Source organism: Microbacterium sp. 77mftsu3.1 (assembly GCF_900100525.1).
Taxonomy (GTDB): Bacteria; Actinomycetota; Actinomycetes; order Actinomycetales; family Microbacteriaceae; genus Microbacterium; species Microbacterium aquilitoris.
Map to the genome: position 1 here is coordinate 920,493 of NZ_FNCR01000001.1, position 14,449 is coordinate 934,941.

Annotated in this window: 14 protein-coding genes; 1 reads left to right on the forward strand and 13 read right to left on the reverse strand. The window is 69.4% G+C overall.

Going from position 1 to position 14,449, the window contains the following annotated elements:
* Nucleotides 1-51: 51 nt before the first annotated feature.
* The 11 genes from BLR68_RS04635 to BLR68_RS04685 form a co-directional block, all read right to left on the reverse strand.
* Nucleotides 52-1,383: an RDD family protein gene (locus BLR68_RS04635; RefSeq protein WP_026303059.1), complete on the reverse strand. Its 1,332-nt coding sequence runs from the start codon at nucleotides 1,381-1,383 to the stop codon at nucleotides 52-54.
* The gene (locus BLR68_RS04640; RefSeq protein WP_018188880.1) at nucleotides 1,380-2,252 is read right to left on the reverse strand and encodes a hypothetical protein; all 873 of its coding nucleotides are present in this window, start codon (nucleotides 2,250-2,252) and stop codon (nucleotides 1,380-1,382) included. The genes BLR68_RS04635 and BLR68_RS04640 overlap by 4 nt, the downstream gene beginning before the upstream one ends.
* A gap of 25 nt (nucleotides 2,253-2,277) precedes the next feature.
* Complete coding sequence (locus BLR68_RS04645; RefSeq protein WP_018188881.1) at nucleotides 2,278-2,889, reverse strand: hypothetical protein; 612 nt, start codon at nucleotides 2,887-2,889, stop codon at nucleotides 2,278-2,280.
* Between the two features lie 12 nt (nucleotides 2,890-2,901).
* The gene (locus BLR68_RS04650; protein WP_018188882.1) at nucleotides 2,902-3,603 is read right to left on the reverse strand and encodes a hypothetical protein; all 702 of its coding nucleotides are present in this window, start codon (nucleotides 3,601-3,603) and stop codon (nucleotides 2,902-2,904) included.
* Nucleotides 3,604-3,678: 75 nt separating this feature from the next.
* On the reverse strand, nucleotides 3,679-4,254 hold the full coding sequence (locus BLR68_RS04655; RefSeq protein ID WP_018188883.1) for a hypothetical protein: 576 nt from the start codon (nucleotides 4,252-4,254) through the stop codon (nucleotides 3,679-3,681).
* Complete coding sequence (locus tag BLR68_RS04660) at nucleotides 4,251-5,357, reverse strand: hypothetical protein (protein WP_018188884.1); 1,107 nt, start codon at nucleotides 5,355-5,357, stop codon at nucleotides 4,251-4,253. Before BLR68_RS04660 ends, BLR68_RS04655 begins: the two co-directional genes overlap by 4 nt.
* A complete protein-coding gene (locus BLR68_RS04665) occupies nucleotides 5,354-6,052 on the reverse strand; it encodes a hypothetical protein (RefSeq protein ID WP_018188885.1) in 699 nt (232 codons plus the stop codon). The genes BLR68_RS04660 and BLR68_RS04665 overlap by 4 nt, the downstream gene beginning before the upstream one ends.
* 91 nt (nucleotides 6,053-6,143) lie before the next feature.
* On the reverse strand, nucleotides 6,144-6,848 hold the full coding sequence (locus BLR68_RS04670) for a WXG100-like domain-containing protein (protein ID WP_256335313.1): 705 nt from the start codon (nucleotides 6,846-6,848) through the stop codon (nucleotides 6,144-6,146).
* Nucleotides 6,849-6,951: 103 nt separating this feature from the next.
* Entirely contained in the window at nucleotides 6,952-8,559 is a 1,608-nt protein-coding gene (purH, locus tag BLR68_RS04675) for a bifunctional phosphoribosylaminoimidazolecarboxamide formyltransferase/IMP cyclohydrolase (RefSeq protein WP_018188887.1), read from the reverse strand.
* A 55-nt stretch (nucleotides 8,560-8,614) separates the two neighbouring features.
* Entirely contained in the window at nucleotides 8,615-9,196 is a 582-nt protein-coding gene (gene purN / locus BLR68_RS04680) for a phosphoribosylglycinamide formyltransferase (protein WP_018188888.1), read from the reverse strand.
* A gap of 4 nt (nucleotides 9,197-9,200) precedes the next feature.
* Complete coding sequence (locus BLR68_RS04685) at nucleotides 9,201-10,544, reverse strand: cell division protein PerM (protein WP_018188889.1); 1,344 nt, start codon at nucleotides 10,542-10,544, stop codon at nucleotides 9,201-9,203.
* A 109-nt stretch (nucleotides 10,545-10,653) separates the two neighbouring features.
* Between BLR68_RS04685 and BLR68_RS04690 the strand changes: the two genes are divergently transcribed.
* Complete coding sequence (locus BLR68_RS04690) at nucleotides 10,654-12,081, forward strand: NCS2 family permease (protein ID WP_018188890.1); 1,428 nt, start codon at nucleotides 10,654-10,656, stop codon at nucleotides 12,079-12,081.
* 144 nt (nucleotides 12,082-12,225) lie between these two features.
* Here BLR68_RS04690 and sucD read toward each other — a convergent pair whose 3' ends face one another.
* Nucleotides 12,226-13,128: a succinate--CoA ligase subunit alpha gene (gene sucD, locus BLR68_RS04695; protein ID WP_018188891.1), complete on the reverse strand. Its 903-nt coding sequence runs from the start codon at nucleotides 13,126-13,128 to the stop codon at nucleotides 12,226-12,228.
* Between the two features lie 37 nt (nucleotides 13,129-13,165).
* The gene (gene sucC / locus BLR68_RS04700) at nucleotides 13,166-14,332 is read right to left on the reverse strand and encodes an ADP-forming succinate--CoA ligase subunit beta (protein WP_018188892.1); all 1,167 of its coding nucleotides are present in this window, start codon (nucleotides 14,330-14,332) and stop codon (nucleotides 13,166-13,168) included.
* Nucleotides 14,333-14,449 lie beyond the last annotated feature (117 nt).

Consider the following 14,449-nt stretch of genomic DNA (forward strand, 5'->3'; position numbering starts at 1 on the left):
CTTCTCCGAAGGGATGGGGTCGCGTTCGTTCGACGGGGGCGGGCAAGACGATCACAACACGACGATCTCAGCGAGGCGGTCGCCGAGACGGACGGTGTCTCCGACGGCGGCAGGCAGGGCGACACCGGGGACCGCCGGCGTCTCCGCACCCGCATGGATGACGGCGCTGCCGTTGGTCGACCCGCGGTCGATGAGCTCGAGGCCGTCTCGCGTCGGGACGAGCAGTGCGTGGGTCTTCGACAGCGACCGGCTCTCGTCGGTAAGCCTGGTCGGTTCGGCCCCGGGGGTGGACGCGGGGTCGGGATCGCGTCCGACGAGGAGCGCCGCCGACAGGACGACGGTCTCCCCCGTGTCGAAGCGAAGGCCGATCCGGGACGCGGGCGCAGGCGCAGGTTCCGGCTGCGACGGCGATACGGGCGCAGGCGCGACAGCCGGAGCCGGGGCTTCGGCGGGGGCGGACGTCGGCACGGCGACAGCCGCCTCGGGACCACCGACCGGTTCCGCGGGTACGAAGGTCCCGCGATCCGGCAACGGGGTGCGTCGCGATTCGTCGACACCGGGGGCGGCGTCGATGACCGGGGCCGATCCTGCCGCAGGCGCAGGCGCGGCATCCTTCCCCGCATCGGGGGTGCCGTCCTTCGACCGAACGACGCCGAGGACACCGGCGCTGATGCGGTTGCCCGGCCGGTACTCGGGAGTGGTGCCGGGACGCGTCGAGGTGGCCAACGAGGGGCGCTCGGCGCGCTCGCGCACGGGTTCCGCCTTCACCGCCTTCCGGGCGATCCGCATCCGCTTCTCGTCGTACGGGTTCAGCCCGAGCTTGACGTCGACGAGCCACATCCGTGCAGCGCGGTCGTGGAAGCCCCGCCCGCGCTCCGTCGAATCGAAGGTCGGCGAGGCGAGGATGACGGCCGTGCCGATGACCGGGATGATGCCGGCCGCCCCGACGATGAGAGCACGGAGGAGGACAGGACCCGCGCCGGGTCGCTCCAGGGTGCGGACGTTGACGCTGCGAAGTCCCATGAACCCCTTGCCGATCGTCAGTCCGCGGCGCGCCTGCAGGATCCACTGGACGATCGTGAGCGCGAGCGAGAGAGCGACCGAGACGGCCGCCATGACAGCGGCCAGCACGAAGTCGGGATGGTTGACGAGGCCATAGGGCGAGATCGAGCCGGTCGCGAGCTTCATCAGCAGGGGCAGCGCCCCCAGCCACAGGGGAAGCTGCAGCACGACCCAGACGAGCATGTCGATGACGTACGCCATCGACCGACGGCCGAACGGGGCACGGATGAGCCCCAGGGCCGCGGCGTACGCCGGATCGGGCCGTCCGAGGGCGTCAACGCCGTCGGGTCGGTCCTCGGGCTGATCGATCTCCCAGATCATGCCTGCGAGGAGTCCGGTTCGTCACCCGGCACGAAGTAGCGAGCGGGTGACAGTCCGGTCCGGATCACCGCATCGCCGGCGGCGTCGAGGAACTCGGTCATCGTCGCGACGCTGAGGGTGCCGGCGGGGTCGGCGATGATGACGTTGTCGACCACGGGGAGCAGTGTCGCGGTGCCCTGCGGCCATGCCGCGAAGGTCGTCGTCACGCCGGACTCGAGGACCTGGATCTTCGCGGGAGCGATGTGAACGTCGGGTCGCTGCAACGCGGCCGTCTGCACGTCGTATGCGCGCACCGAGAACAGGCGCAGCACCCGCTCGAAACGCATCTCCAGCTCGGGCAGACGCTCGCGCCACGGGAACGGCGCCCAACCGTCGTCGGTCAGGACGATGGGGTGCGCGCTGACGAGCGGCTGCTCCGCTTCGTACAGCTGCTCGGCGACGTCGAGAACGCGCCCGATCGCGGTGTCGTCGTCCGCGCCCACGATGATGACGCGATCCCGCGCATAGGGGAACGCCACCGGCGCCCCGGACAGACCCGCACCCGCGAGTCGCGAGGGGTCGAGAAGCATGGCGGCGGCGAGCGCCTCCTCGGTGATGACGAGTGAGCTCGCTCCCTCGACGGGGCTGTCGCCCGCAGCGGAGATCGCCGAACGCACGGCATCGCGGAAGTCCGCATCCGCCCCGTCGGTCTCACCCTGGGTGACGGGGGCGTTGCCGTCGCGGTGATCGAGCCCGACGAACACCTCGCCGCCGACGTACTCCACGCGGGGGTGGGCGGCGCCGGGAGCGGTCTGCGACAGCACGCCGAGCTCGCTCGCACCGTAGATCCGAAGGGTCACATCGGTGGCGATTCCGTCGACAGCACTCATTGGTCCAGCCCTCTCATCAGCTTGCTCACAGACTAAATCCTCGGTCGTGCTCGAAAAGTCCGACGACGTCGTGCCACGACCATCGCACGTCGATGTTCTTCACCGGTTTGCCTGCACGCGGCTCGGACACCCACGACGCCGGGACGACGTGGAGCGCGAGCGACGCCGTGCCGGCATCCGCTCTCCCCGCCCAGACGAGCGAGAGCCCCACCTCATGCGAGTACGTCCAGCAATCCACCCGGGTCGCCCCCGCCGTGCGGAGGGCGTCGGCGTATGAGCCGATGCTGTCGCTTCGCCGCTCCACGAGCTCGAGCAGGCGCCAGTTGCCGGCCCAGTGCATGCCGGCGGCGAGCATCTGCTCGGCGAGGGCATCGATCTCGGCCGTGTCGACGGTACGGACGGATGCCGTCGGGTCGCCGGACCACGCGAGCGGCAGGATCTTCGCTCGTCCGCGGACGAGGACCGGCGTGGACGGGGTCGCCCACCCGTCGACATCCGCGCGGAAGACCGCGGCCGGAAGCCCGTCGGGCGCCTGCAGTGCGGTTCTCCCCTCGTAAGGGAGAACCGCGCCGCCGACGGCGGACGCCGGCCCGAAAGCTTCGGACCGGCCCCGCCAGAGGTCGGTGTCATCACGCATGAGGGTGTCCGCCTACAGCTCGAAATGACGCGGGGTACCCGGCCAATAGGACGGGTCGAACCCGCCGTTGTTGAGGCCGGTGGCCGTCTCCGGGATATCGATCACGGCTTCGGGGATACCGCTGGGCAGGTAGCCCCCAGGAATCCACTTTTCGAGATCCGTTCCACCCTCGTTGCCCGTGGGGACCGTTAGTCCGTCGAGTTCGTGCGGCGCGAAGTCGCGAAGCTCCACTTCCGCACCGACGAAGAAGTCCTTCGGCAATCCCAGCGCGTCGCTCAGCTTGACGGGGTCGCCATCGGCCGCGCGGATGACGTCGCCCAGCTTGTCGGTCGGGAACACGTAGGTCGTGTTCCTGCCGTCCGGCCCGGAGTTGTTACCCGGCCCATAGCCGTCGAGGCTGGGCTTCTTGTAGATGCGGGTCGCACCGTCGGAGAACTGATCGAGATGCTGACGGATGTACTCCGCGTCGAGGTACTCGGACGGATGCGGTCGCTGCCCCTGAGGCACTTTGACGACGTCGCTCGGCGTCCAGTCGCCCTTCCACCCGTTCCGGAGGGCCTCCGGGACATCGGTGGCATCGAGATCGGTCACGCGAGCGGTGTTGTCCCCCTGCCTCTGACCGTGCTTGCGGAACATCTCGGCGAGCTGCCGAACGTGAACGGGAACCCCGTCCAGCGAGTTCTTGAGCGGCCGGATGACTTCTCCGATTCCCATGTATCCCCCCTGCTGAAGATGCTAACCACGCCCGTTGGAGAGCACATAGGTCTTGCGTATCAACCGGCTGCCCGTCTAGAAGGGCCCGCTCCATCCGACATCGACCTCCAGCACCCGCCGTGCGGGCCGCGCGTCGGAGACCCAGCCCAGCGGAACGACGTGCAGGGCGGCAGCCGACACGGGCTCGGGAACGGGGGCACCGTGCACGACGAGGACGAGAGCCTTGCCCTCCGTCGCCCACCACCCGGCGAACCGCGCTCCCTGACGTCGGAGCTCTCGGAGGTAGGGGTTGGCGGGAGGAGCTTTCTCGAGGTCCGCGACGATCCCGAAACCGTAGCGGAACTCGCATGCCGATCGGATGCTCGAACGCAGGTCCTCGGAGCGGCGTCGCAGGGCGCTGCCAGGGGCACTGGCCGCGGGCGGCTGCCACGACAGCGGGATGATCCATGCTTCCCCTCGACGGATCACGGGCACTCCCGGGAGCAGTTCCCCCTCCTCGAGCTCCGCTCCAGGACGAACGAGAAGCTCCTCGGCGGCGCCGACGATGCGCTCGCCCGTCATCAGGACGCCGTCACCGTCAACCGCCACGCCGGCGGCCACGCGCGGGTGTCCGGTGATCCACCCGCTTCCTCCCGACGGGGCGGCGGTCACCCGGCGATCTCCGCCCGCGACCAGCGAAAATCGGTCGGCGCGCGCCCTGTCGGCGTCCCGCTCCGCCCCGAGACCCACCTCGCCGGGACCAGGTGGACGGCGAGCGCCAGGTCACCGGCATCCTCGTCGCCCGAACGCACGACCACGACACCTGTCTCGTTCAGCGTCCACCACTGGGCGGTTCGCGCATTCGCGTCACGAAGGGATGCCGCGTACTCCGCGACCGGGCCGTCGCCCCGCTGGTCGAGCGGGAAGGCGATCGGCCGTCCCGCCGCATACTCGAGCGCGCCGGCAAGGTCGGACGCCAGGTCGTCGACGCGCCGCTGCTCCTCGCGGGCGTCAAGGCCCGACTGCCGAGGGGATGCCCCCTGCACGAACACCGGGACGATCTTCGCCGCGTCGCGCTCGATGACCGGCACGAGCGACGGCGTCGGCTCGAAGGCGGTGAGAGCGGTCACGGTGCCCAGGACCGTCGACGCGGAAGCGGGGAGACTCCACCGGCCGGGAACGGCGAGAGGTTCACCGGCGGCGATCGCGGCCCGCACGTACTCCTCCGCGGCCTCGATCGCGTCCAGATCGAAGCGGCTCACATCGGACGGAGCGGATGCCGCGATCAGCGCCGACCACGCACCGAACTCGGGGACGTCGATACGCTCCTGCTCGCTCACGGTGATCTCCGCGAACACATCCGCGTCGATCGGCGATGACCGCTCGATGCGCGCGACCCCGTCGGCGTACCCGTGCTGATCGACCGTCAGGAGCTGCGAGTACGGGACTCGACGCTTCGGGTCCCCTTCGGGGTAGAAGAGGTCGAGCGCGCGTCGCCGGACAAGGCGGCCGGCCGTCGCCTCCCACACGACCTCGCGGATGGGGGTCTTGTAGGACGAGTAGAAGGTGACCGTGAACCGCTGCTGCCCCGGCAGGATGTCGAGGTACCAGGTCGGCGGGGAGCCGGCATCCGTCACGGCGAGCCGACGGCCCTGGTCGTACTCCCCCCGTGCGTCCTCATCGGTGAAGAACGGGGCGTCGCCCAGCGCTTCCAACCGGAAGATCTCGAACCGACGGGGGTAGCGGACGTCGCCGGAGGCGGCCGTAACGCTCACAGCCCGAACGGCGTGTACGTACCCCACGTCCCGCCGGCGGACGGGTCGCCCTTGACGGCGTCGGGGTGGGTGCTCAGCACCGCCTCGGGGATGCCTTCAGGCAGATAACCACCCGGGATCCACGCCTCGTTCGCGCCCGCCTCGTTTCCGCGCGGCATCCGGAGGTTGCCGTTGACGATCTCCTCGTAGTTGAAGTCCGCGCGGGTGATGTCGACCGCTTTACCGTCGGCGTCGACGAAGAAGTTCTCGCCGAGGCCGAGCATGACGCCGAGCTTCTTCGGGTCGCCGTCCGCCTGCGTGATGATGTTGTCGATCTCGGAGGTCGGGAAGACGAACGTCGTGCCCTGGTTGCCGGGGCCGTAATTGTTCAGGCTCTCGGTCCGGTAGAACCGGGTCGCACCGCCCTCGAAGCGCTGCAGGTGCTGCTGAATGTAGTCCGCGTCGAGGTACTCCGCCGGGTAGGGGCGGTTCGGCTTACCCGAACCGACCACGCGGTCCGGGGTGTGCCAGGAATCCTTCTTCCAGCCGTCGCGCAGCGGTTCGGGAACGTTCGTCGCGTCGAGGTCGTCGACCCGACTGGTGTTGCGGTTCTGCTTCTGCCCGTGCTTGCGGAACATATCCGACAGCTGCCGGACGTGCACCGGCACACCGTCCAGCGAGTCCTTCAGCGGACGGATGACTTCGCCCATCTTCATGATCTGTTCAATCCCGTCGAATCGTTCATCGCCAGTCGTCTGTGTTCGGCGGCATCCGGCTCGGGATGCGAGGTCGCAGCAACCGGCACCGTCAATCGCCTCCGATGTTCAGGCTCGCGAGGTCGGACATGAGCCGGTCGGTGAGACTCTCGACGTCGGCCGCGTGCTGCTCCATCTCGCCCTGAGCGGATTCGAGCGCCTGAAGGTCGGCGTAGAACTCGTCGGGGTCGCCGGCGACCGCTTCGACGATCGGCGAGTCGAGCGCCGCCATGATGACGCCCGGGAGTTCGTTCGCCAGCGGCTCGATGACCATTGGCAGGACCTGGTTGAGCACCTGCTCCACCGCGATGTCGACGGCCGCGTTCAGCAGCTTCTTCTTGATGAGGAGCATGGGGCCGGCGCCGACGGCGGTCACGGGGTTCGTCAGCATGGCGACGAGGGTGATCATCGTAGAGGTCACGTCGGCTATGACCTTGATCTTGAGCGCGGTGACGCCGCCGGCCGCGATCTCGACACCCGGCGGGACGGGCCCGAGGATGTCCATGAGCTTCTGGAGGTTCTGGGAACGGTTCGTGTTCCAGGCGCTGACGTAGGCCGGGCCCGCCTGACCGCGCATAGCGCCGGCGATGTCGGTGTTGACCTTGCGGTCCATCACCTGGATCTTGTTCTCGAGCTCGTCCCGGAACGTCGAGATGATCTGGCCGCCGCGGCGCAGTTCGTCCTCGTCGATGTCGGGCCAATCGAACCCGAGCTTCTCCATCACCCAGATCAGCTCGTTCGGCAACATCATTCCCATAGCGGAACCTCCCGCCAAGAGAGTAGGTGATCAGAGCGATCGATTTCGATGGGGAGAACTGCCCTCCCCCTCACCCGCTATGATTCGTGGCCAACCGACCCGCTCAGTGGAAGAAGTGCCGCTCGCCCGTGAAGTACATCGTCACGCCGGCGGCCTGCGCGGCGTCGATGACCTCCTGGTCGCGCACGGATCCGCCCGGCTGGATGATCGTCGTGATGCCGGCATCCAGCAGAACCTGCGGTCCGTCGGCGAACGGGAAGAACGCATCGGATGCCGCGACCGACCCGGCGGCACGCTCGCCCGCACGCTCCACGGCCAGGCGGCACGAGTCGACGCGGTTGACCTGCCCCATGCCGATCCCGACCGTCGCCGAGTTCTTGGCGAGCACGATCGCGTTGGATTTCACGGCGCGGCAGCTCTTCCACGCGAACGAGAGGTTCTCGAGCTCGCTGTCCGCGGGGCGCTCCCCCGACACGAGCTGCCACGAGTCCACGAGCGATTCGATCTCGTTCGGGAAGCGGTCGGCATCCTGCAGCAGGAGGCCGCCCGAGACGAGGCGGACGTCCATGGGCTCCTGACGCCAGTCGGCGGGGAGCTGCAGGACCCGGAGGTTCTTCTTCAGCCGGAACACCTCGAGCGCCTCGGGCTCGAAGTCGGGCGCGACGATGACCTCGGTGAAGATGTCGCGGAGGTTCTCGGCCATCTTGAGCGTGACGGTGCGGTTGGCGGCGATGACGCCACCGAAAGCCGACACGGGGTCGCACTCGTGCGCGCGCAGGTGCGCGGAGGCGATCGGGTCGAGCGCCTGGGGCGCGCCGATCGCGATGCCGCACGGGTTCGCGTGCTTGATGATGGCGACCGCCGGCTTGACGAGGTCGAACGCGGCACGGAGCGCGGCATCCGCGTCGACGTAGTTGTTGTAGGACATCTCCTTGCCCTGCAGCTGCGTCGCCTGCGCGATGCCGTGACCGCCGACGCGCGAGTAGATCGCGGCGCGCTGGTGCGAGTTCTCGCCGTAACGGAGGGTCGCCAGGCGCTCGGCCTTGATCGTCAGGTGCTGCGGCAGGTCGCCCTCGGCGTCGAGCGTCTCCTCGGCGAACCAGGTCGCGACCGCGCGATCGTACGCTGCCGTGTGCGCGAACGCGCGGGCGGCGAGCTCGCGGCGCTGCGCGAGGGTCGTGCCGCCCTGCCCGAGGGCATCGACGATCGCGGGGTACGACTCGGGCGAGACGGCGATCGCGACGTTGGCGTAGTTCTTCGCCGAGGCGCGCACCATCGCGGGGCCGCCGATGTCGATCTGCTCGACGACGGCATCGCCCTGGGCGCCCGAGGCGACCGTCTCGACGAAGGGGTACAGGTTCACGACGACGAGCTCGAAGGGCAGGATGCCGAGCTCGCCCAGCTGGCTCTCGTGGTCCTCCAGGCGGAGGTCGGCCAGGAGCCCCGCGTGCACGCTGGGGTGCAGCGTCTTGACGCGTCCATCGAGCGACTCGGGGAAGCCGGTGACCTCGGACACGTCCTTGACGGCGATGCCGGCGTCGCGCAGGAGCGCTGCCGATCCGCCCGTCGAGACGATCTCGACATCGGCGGCTGCGAGAGCCTGACCGAGCTCGAGCAGCCCGGTCTTGTCGCTCACCGAGACGAGCGCGCGACGGACGGGCACGACGTCGCGTGCGCGGTAGAGGGACGGGTCGATCTGCGGGCCGGCCATGCGGGAACTCCTCGAGTCGGGGGCGTTCGGGTGTCGGTTCAGGGGGTGGTGCGGGTCAGGAGGTAAGGGCGAGTTCGCCGGTCGCGATGCGACGGACGACGTCGATGAGCAGGCGCCGCTCCACCGGCTTGATGCGCTCGTGCAGAGTGTGCTCGGTGTCGTCCGGGAGCACCGGGACCCGCTCCTGCGCGAGGATCGGACCTGTGTCGACGCCGTCGTCCACGACGATGACGCTTGCACCGGTCTGCGATGCTCCCGCGGCGAGCGCATCGCGGACGCCGCGGGCGCCGGGGAACTCCGGCAGGTACGCGGGGTGGGTGTTGATGAGCCGAGGAGCCCACGCGGCCACGACGGCGGCCGGCAACAGTCGCATGAGGCCGCTCAGCACGACGAGGTCGGGCTTCCACACGCCGAGGTGTGCGAGCAGTTCGTCGCCCCACGCCTCGCGACTGTCGAACTCCTGGAACGGGACCATGAACGTCGGTATGCCGTAGGCCTCGGCGTGGGCGAAGCCATCGGCCTGCCGGTCGGCTCCGACGACGATCACGCGGGCGGGGAAGTCGGGCTCGCTCGCGGCGTCCAGGAGAGCACGCAGATTGGATCCCGTGCCCGAGATGAGAACGGCGACCGTGAGCACCGGGTCAGTCTAGCGGGGCGGTGGGGAACTCGTCGGGCGAGACCGCCCCGGCGGGCTCACGACGCGTCTGCGCCGTCGACGTCGGCGTCGCGGGCGTGGACACCGCGGGCGCGTCGCGCGGGACGGATGCCGCAGCCGGCCGATCGGATTCCGCACCGCGCGGCGAGAGCAGCATGACGGCAGCACCCACTCCGACCTCGACCGCGGCGACGAGGGCGACGAGCCACGGTTCGGGTCCGACCTCGGCGAGCCGGCCGGGGCCGATCGATCCGCGCGCGGCTCCGGCGAACACCCCGACGACGAGCCCGGTCCCGACGACCGTGACACCGAGGGCGACCAGGCGCGGGCGGAGGGGCTCGGCATCCGCCGTCGATCCGACCAGCAGCGAGGCGCGTGCGACGGACCCGGCGACGACGCCCAGTCCGACGACCGCCAGCGCCAGGAGCAGGAGCCAGGGCGAGGTCGAGTCTGGGATGACGCCGAGCACGGGGATGCCCGGCACGACTCCCAGGCTGGTGGCGGCCGGTGACACCGCCGTGCCGCTGCCGATCGCGAATCCGGGACCGACGGCGAACCCGGCGAACCACACGACGAGGGTGGGCAGATAGAAGAGGCTCCCGAGGGCGAGGACGATCACACCGGGCAGATCGACCTGGGCCGCCTGGGTGAGCGAGATCACCTCGCCGCCGCGGACGAAGAAGAGGACGGCGAGCACGAGGGCGCCGAGCCCCACGATGCCGGCCGCCGCCATCACGATGCCGCGGGCACCGGCATCCACCGCGTTCTGGACGTCGTCGGGAAGGCGCTCGCTGACGGCGTCGACGATGCCGTCGTCGCCCTCGCTCCATGCCCGGACCAGCGCGCCGAGCAGAGCGGGGACGGCGAAGACGAGCGTGGGCCCGGCGACCGCTGCGCCGAGATCGACCGCGGCGACACCGGTCCGCCCGGTGAGCGCGATGATCGTCGAGAGCACCGCGACGGCGACCGTTCCTGCGGCGACGCCCGTCAGCCATGCCCCGGACCGCGCGGCACGACTGCCGGAGCGCGACGCCGAGATCGCGGTGAAGACGGCGAGCAGCGTCGGGGCGAGCGACACGGTGAAGTCGGCAGCGCCCGAGGGCAGGCCGCCGAGGGCGACGAGCTCCGCCGGAAGCGACACCGCGACGGGCGCGAAGTGGCCGAGCTGCCAGATCGTGGCGGCCGCCGGCCAGAGCGCCGCCCAGTCGGCATCCCCACTCACTCCGAACACCCAGACGAGGGTCACCGGCGCGAGGACGACGCCGACACCGACCGCGACGGTCACGAGGGCGTCGACGGCGGCGAGGAGGGAGACGAGGAGGCGATTCACAACGAACCGACCTTACCCGCGGTCCGCCCGGGCGCCCGGCTCCCGCACCGGAGGCACGAGCGATCGGCCACCCTCAGCGGGTGCCCCGGCGACCCACTACCCTCGGAGGGTGAACAGCACGACATCCCGCGCGTCCCGCGGTGCCGCAGCCCCGGCATCCCCCTCGTTCCTCGACCGCTACTTCGACATCACCGGCCGCGGCTCGACCGTCGGCACGGAGGTCCGCGGCGGCATCGTCACCTTCGTGACGATGGCCTACATCGTCATCCTCAACCCGATCATCCTGTCGACTCCCGACGTCGCCGGCACGGTCCTCGACGGCACCGCCGTCGCGACCTCGACCGCCCTGACCGCCGGTGTCATGACGATCCTCTTCGGTCTCGTCACGCGCCTGCCGTTCGCGTTCGCGGCGGGGCTCGGCATCAACGCGTTCCTCGCCTTCTCGGTCGTCGGCCAGGTCACGTGGGGCGAGGCCATGGCGCTCGTCGTCATCAACGGTCTGATCATCGTGCTGCTGGCCGCGACGGGCCTGCGGAAGATGATCTTCGACGCCGTCCCCGTCCAGCTCAAGCTCGCGATCACGGTCGGCATCGGCCTGTTCATCGCCTTCATCGGCTTCGTCAACGCCGGCTTCGTCACCGCGACGGGCAACGCCTCTCCCCCGCTCGACCTCGGCGTGGGCGGCTCGATCACGACGATCAGCACCGTCATGTTCGTCGTCACGCTGTTCCTCTCCGGCATTCTGATGGCCCTCCGCGTCAAGGGTGCGCTGCTGATCGGCCTCGTCGGCGGCACGGTCATCAGCTACATCGTCAATGCGATCTGGCCGACGGCGCTGGGCCTCAAGCTCGACGGGCTGAAGATCGTCGCCCTGCCCAACTTCGAGCTCGTCGGCAAGATCGACTTCGGCTTCGACTGGGCGAAGATCGGGATCGTGTCGGTCGTCATGATCGTCTTCACGCTCGTGTTCTCGAACTTCTTCGACGCGATGGGGACCATGACGGGCCTCGCGAAGGAGTCGGGTCTCGCGAACGACAAGGGCGACTTCCCGCGCATCAAGTCGGCGCTGATCGTCGAGGGCGTCGGCGCGATCGCCGGTGGTGCGACCTCGTCGTCGTCGGCGACCGTGTTCGTCGAGTCCGGCTCGGGCATCGGCGAGGGAGCGCGCACCGGGCTCGCGAACGTCGTGACGGGTGTGCTGTTCCTGCTGGCGATGTTCTTCACGCCGCTCACCTCGATCGTCCCCGGCTACGTCGCCGCGGCGGCGCTCGTGCTCGTCGGTGCGCTCATGCTCGCGCAGATCAAGAACATCGACCTGTCGGACTTCAGCATCCTGCTGCCGGTGTTCCTCACCGCGACCGTCATGCCGCTGACCTACTCGATCGCCAACGGCATCGGGGCGGGCTTCATCAGCTGGGTCGTCGTGAACGTCTTCGCCCGCAAGGCCAAGCAGGTCCACTGGCTGCTCTGGGTCGTCGCGGCGGGCTTCGTCGTCTACTTCGCGCGCGGCCCGATCGAGGCGCTCATCGGCGCCTGACCGCGTTCGCTGCCCCGAGGTCCCGATCGGGCCGGTTATGCCTCGCGCATTCCCGGCCGGATCGGGACCTCGGTCGTTGCGAGGGGGTTCCGTGGACGACGAAGGGGCGGATGCCGCAGCATCCGCCCCTTCGCTCTGTCTGGCTTAGAGCGCCTCGATGATGGCGCGCATCAGGTCGGCGGTCTCGGACGGGGTCTTCCCGACCTTGACGCCGGCGGCCTCGAGGGCCTCCTTCTTGGCCTGCGCGGTGCCCGCCGAGCCCGAGACGATGGCGCCGGCGTGGCCCATGGTCTTGCCCTCGGGAGCGGTGAAGCCGGCGACGTAGCCGACGACCGGCTTCGTCACGTGCGCCTTGATGTAGTCGGCCGCCCGCTCTTCGGCGTCGCCGCCGATCTCGCCGATCATGACGATGGCCTTGGTCTCGGGGTCGGCCTCGAACGCCTCGAGGGCGTCGATGTGCGTCGTGCCGATGACCGGGTCGCCGCCGATGCCGATGGCGGTCGAGAAGCCGAGGTCACGGAGCTCGAACATCATCTGGTACGTCAGGGTGCCCGACTTCGACACGAGGCCGATCGGTCCCTTGCCTGTGATGTTCGCGGGCGTGATGCCGACGAGCGCCTCACCGGGGGTGATGATGCCGGGGCAGTTCGGACCGATGATGCGGGTCTTGTTGCCCTTGCTCTTGGCGTAGGCCCAGGCCTCGGCGGTGTCGCCGACGGGGACGCCCTCGGTGATGACGACGAGCAGCGGGATCTCGGCGTCGATCGCCTCGATCATGGCGTCCTTCGTGAAGGCGGGCGGCACGAACGCGATGGAGACGTCGGCTCCGGTCTTCTCGATGGCCTCGGCGACCGAGCCGAAGACGGGGAGTTCGACCTCGCCCTCGTGCGGCTTCTCGTGGGTGACGGTCGTGCCGGCCTTGCGGGCGTTGACGCCGCCGACGACGTTCGTCCCGGCCTTCAGCATGAGGGCGGTGTGCTTGGTGCCCTCACCGCCGGTGATGCCCTGGACGATGACCTTGGAGTCCTTGTTGAGGTAGATAGACATGTCTGTTGTCCCTGTGTCTCGGTAGTCTTCGCGCGGCTCAGGCGTTCGCCAGCTCGGCGGCCTTGTCGGCGCCCTCGTCCATACCGGCGGCGAGCGTGACGAGCGGGTGATTGGCCTCGGCGAGGATCGCACGACCCTCGTCGACCTGGTTGCCGTCGAGGCGGACGACGAGCGGCTTGGTGGCCGCGTCGCCGAGGATCTCGAGGGCCTTCACGATGCCTTCGGCGACGGCGACGCACGACGTGATGCCGCCGAAGACGTTGACGAAGACGCTCTTGACCTGCTCGTCGCCGAGGATGACGTCGAGACCGGACGCCATGACCTGCGCGTTCGCGCCGCCACCGATGTCGAGGAAGTTGGCGGGCGTGACGCCGCCGTGGTTCTCGCCGGCGTAGGCGACGACGTCGAGGGTCGACATGACGAGCCCTGCGCCGTTGCCGATGATGCCGACCTGGCCGTCGAGCTTGACGTAGTTGAGGCCGGATGCCTTCGCCTTCGCCTCGAGCGGGTCTGCGGCGCCCTTGTCCTCGAGCTCTTCGTGCTCGGGGTGGCGGACCTCGCTGGCGTTCTCGTCGAGCGAGACCTTGCCGTCCAGGGCGACGATGTCGCCGGCGCCCGTGCGGACGAGCGGGTTCACCTCGACGAGGGTCGCACCCTCGCCCTTGTAGACGTCGTAGAGCTTGACGAACACATCCGAGACCTTCTCGACGAGGTCCTCGGGGAAGTTCGCGGCCTTCGCGATCTCGACGGCCTTGGTTTTGTCGATGCCCTGCAGCGGGTCGACCTCGACGCGCGCGAGCGCCTCGGGGCGCTCGACGGCGAGCTCCTCGATCTCCATGCCGCCCTCGACCGAGCAGAGGCTCAGGTAGGAGCGGTTCGAGCGGTCGAGCAGCACCGAGAAGTAGAACTCCTCGGCGATGTCGGCGCCCTGGGCGACCATGACGCGCTGGACGACGTGGCCCTTGATGTCGAGGCCGAGGATGGCCTCGGCTGCCGCGTAGGCCTCGTCGGGGGTCTTGGCGACCTTGACGCCGCCGGCCTTGCCGCGACCTCCGGTCTTGACCTGAGCCTTGACGACGACCACGCCGCCGATCTTCTCGGCAGCCGCCTTCGCCTCCTCAGGGGTGTCGGCGATGATGCCGGCGAGCACCGGCACCTCGTGCTTCTCGAACAGGTCTCGTGCCTGGTACTCGTAAAGGTCCACTGCAATCCTTCGCTGGGCGACGGCGGGGTTACGGGCGCGGAATTATCTCGATGTCGAGAGATCGCCCGGTCGAAAAGCCTACTACCCGCGCCTGAGTGCCCCGCGCTCCGATCCCCT

What these genes read in the sequence shown, in the direction of transcription:
- purH (WP_018188887.1), bottom strand. Translation starts at nt 8,559, where the DNA reads ATGGCCGGCCCGCAGATCGACCCGTCCCTCTACCGCGCACGCGACGTC.
- BLR68_RS04670 (WP_256335313.1), bottom strand. Translation starts at nt 6,848, where the DNA reads ATGGGAATGATGTTGCCGAACGAGCTGATCTGGGTGATGGAGAAGCTC.
- BLR68_RS04645 (WP_018188881.1), bottom strand. Translation starts at nt 2,889, where the DNA reads ATGCGTGATGACACCGACCTCTGGCGGGGCCGGTCCGAAGCTTTCGGG.
- BLR68_RS04635 (WP_026303059.1), bottom strand. Translation starts at nt 1,383, where the DNA reads ATGATCTGGGAGATCGATCAGCCCGAGGACCGACCCGACGGCGTTGAC.
- BLR68_RS04640 (WP_018188880.1), bottom strand. Translation starts at nt 2,252, where the DNA reads ATGAGTGCTGTCGACGGAATCGCCACCGATGTGACCCTTCGGATCTAC.
- BLR68_RS04650 (WP_018188882.1), bottom strand. Translation starts at nt 3,603, where the DNA reads ATGGGAATCGGAGAAGTCATCCGGCCGCTCAAGAACTCGCTGGACGGG.
- sucD (WP_018188891.1), bottom strand. Translation starts at nt 13,128, where the DNA reads ATGTCTATCTACCTCAACAAGGACTCCAAGGTCATCGTCCAGGGCATC.
- BLR68_RS04665 (WP_018188885.1), bottom strand. Translation starts at nt 6,052, where the DNA reads ATGAAGATGGGCGAAGTCATCCGTCCGCTGAAGGACTCGCTGGACGGT.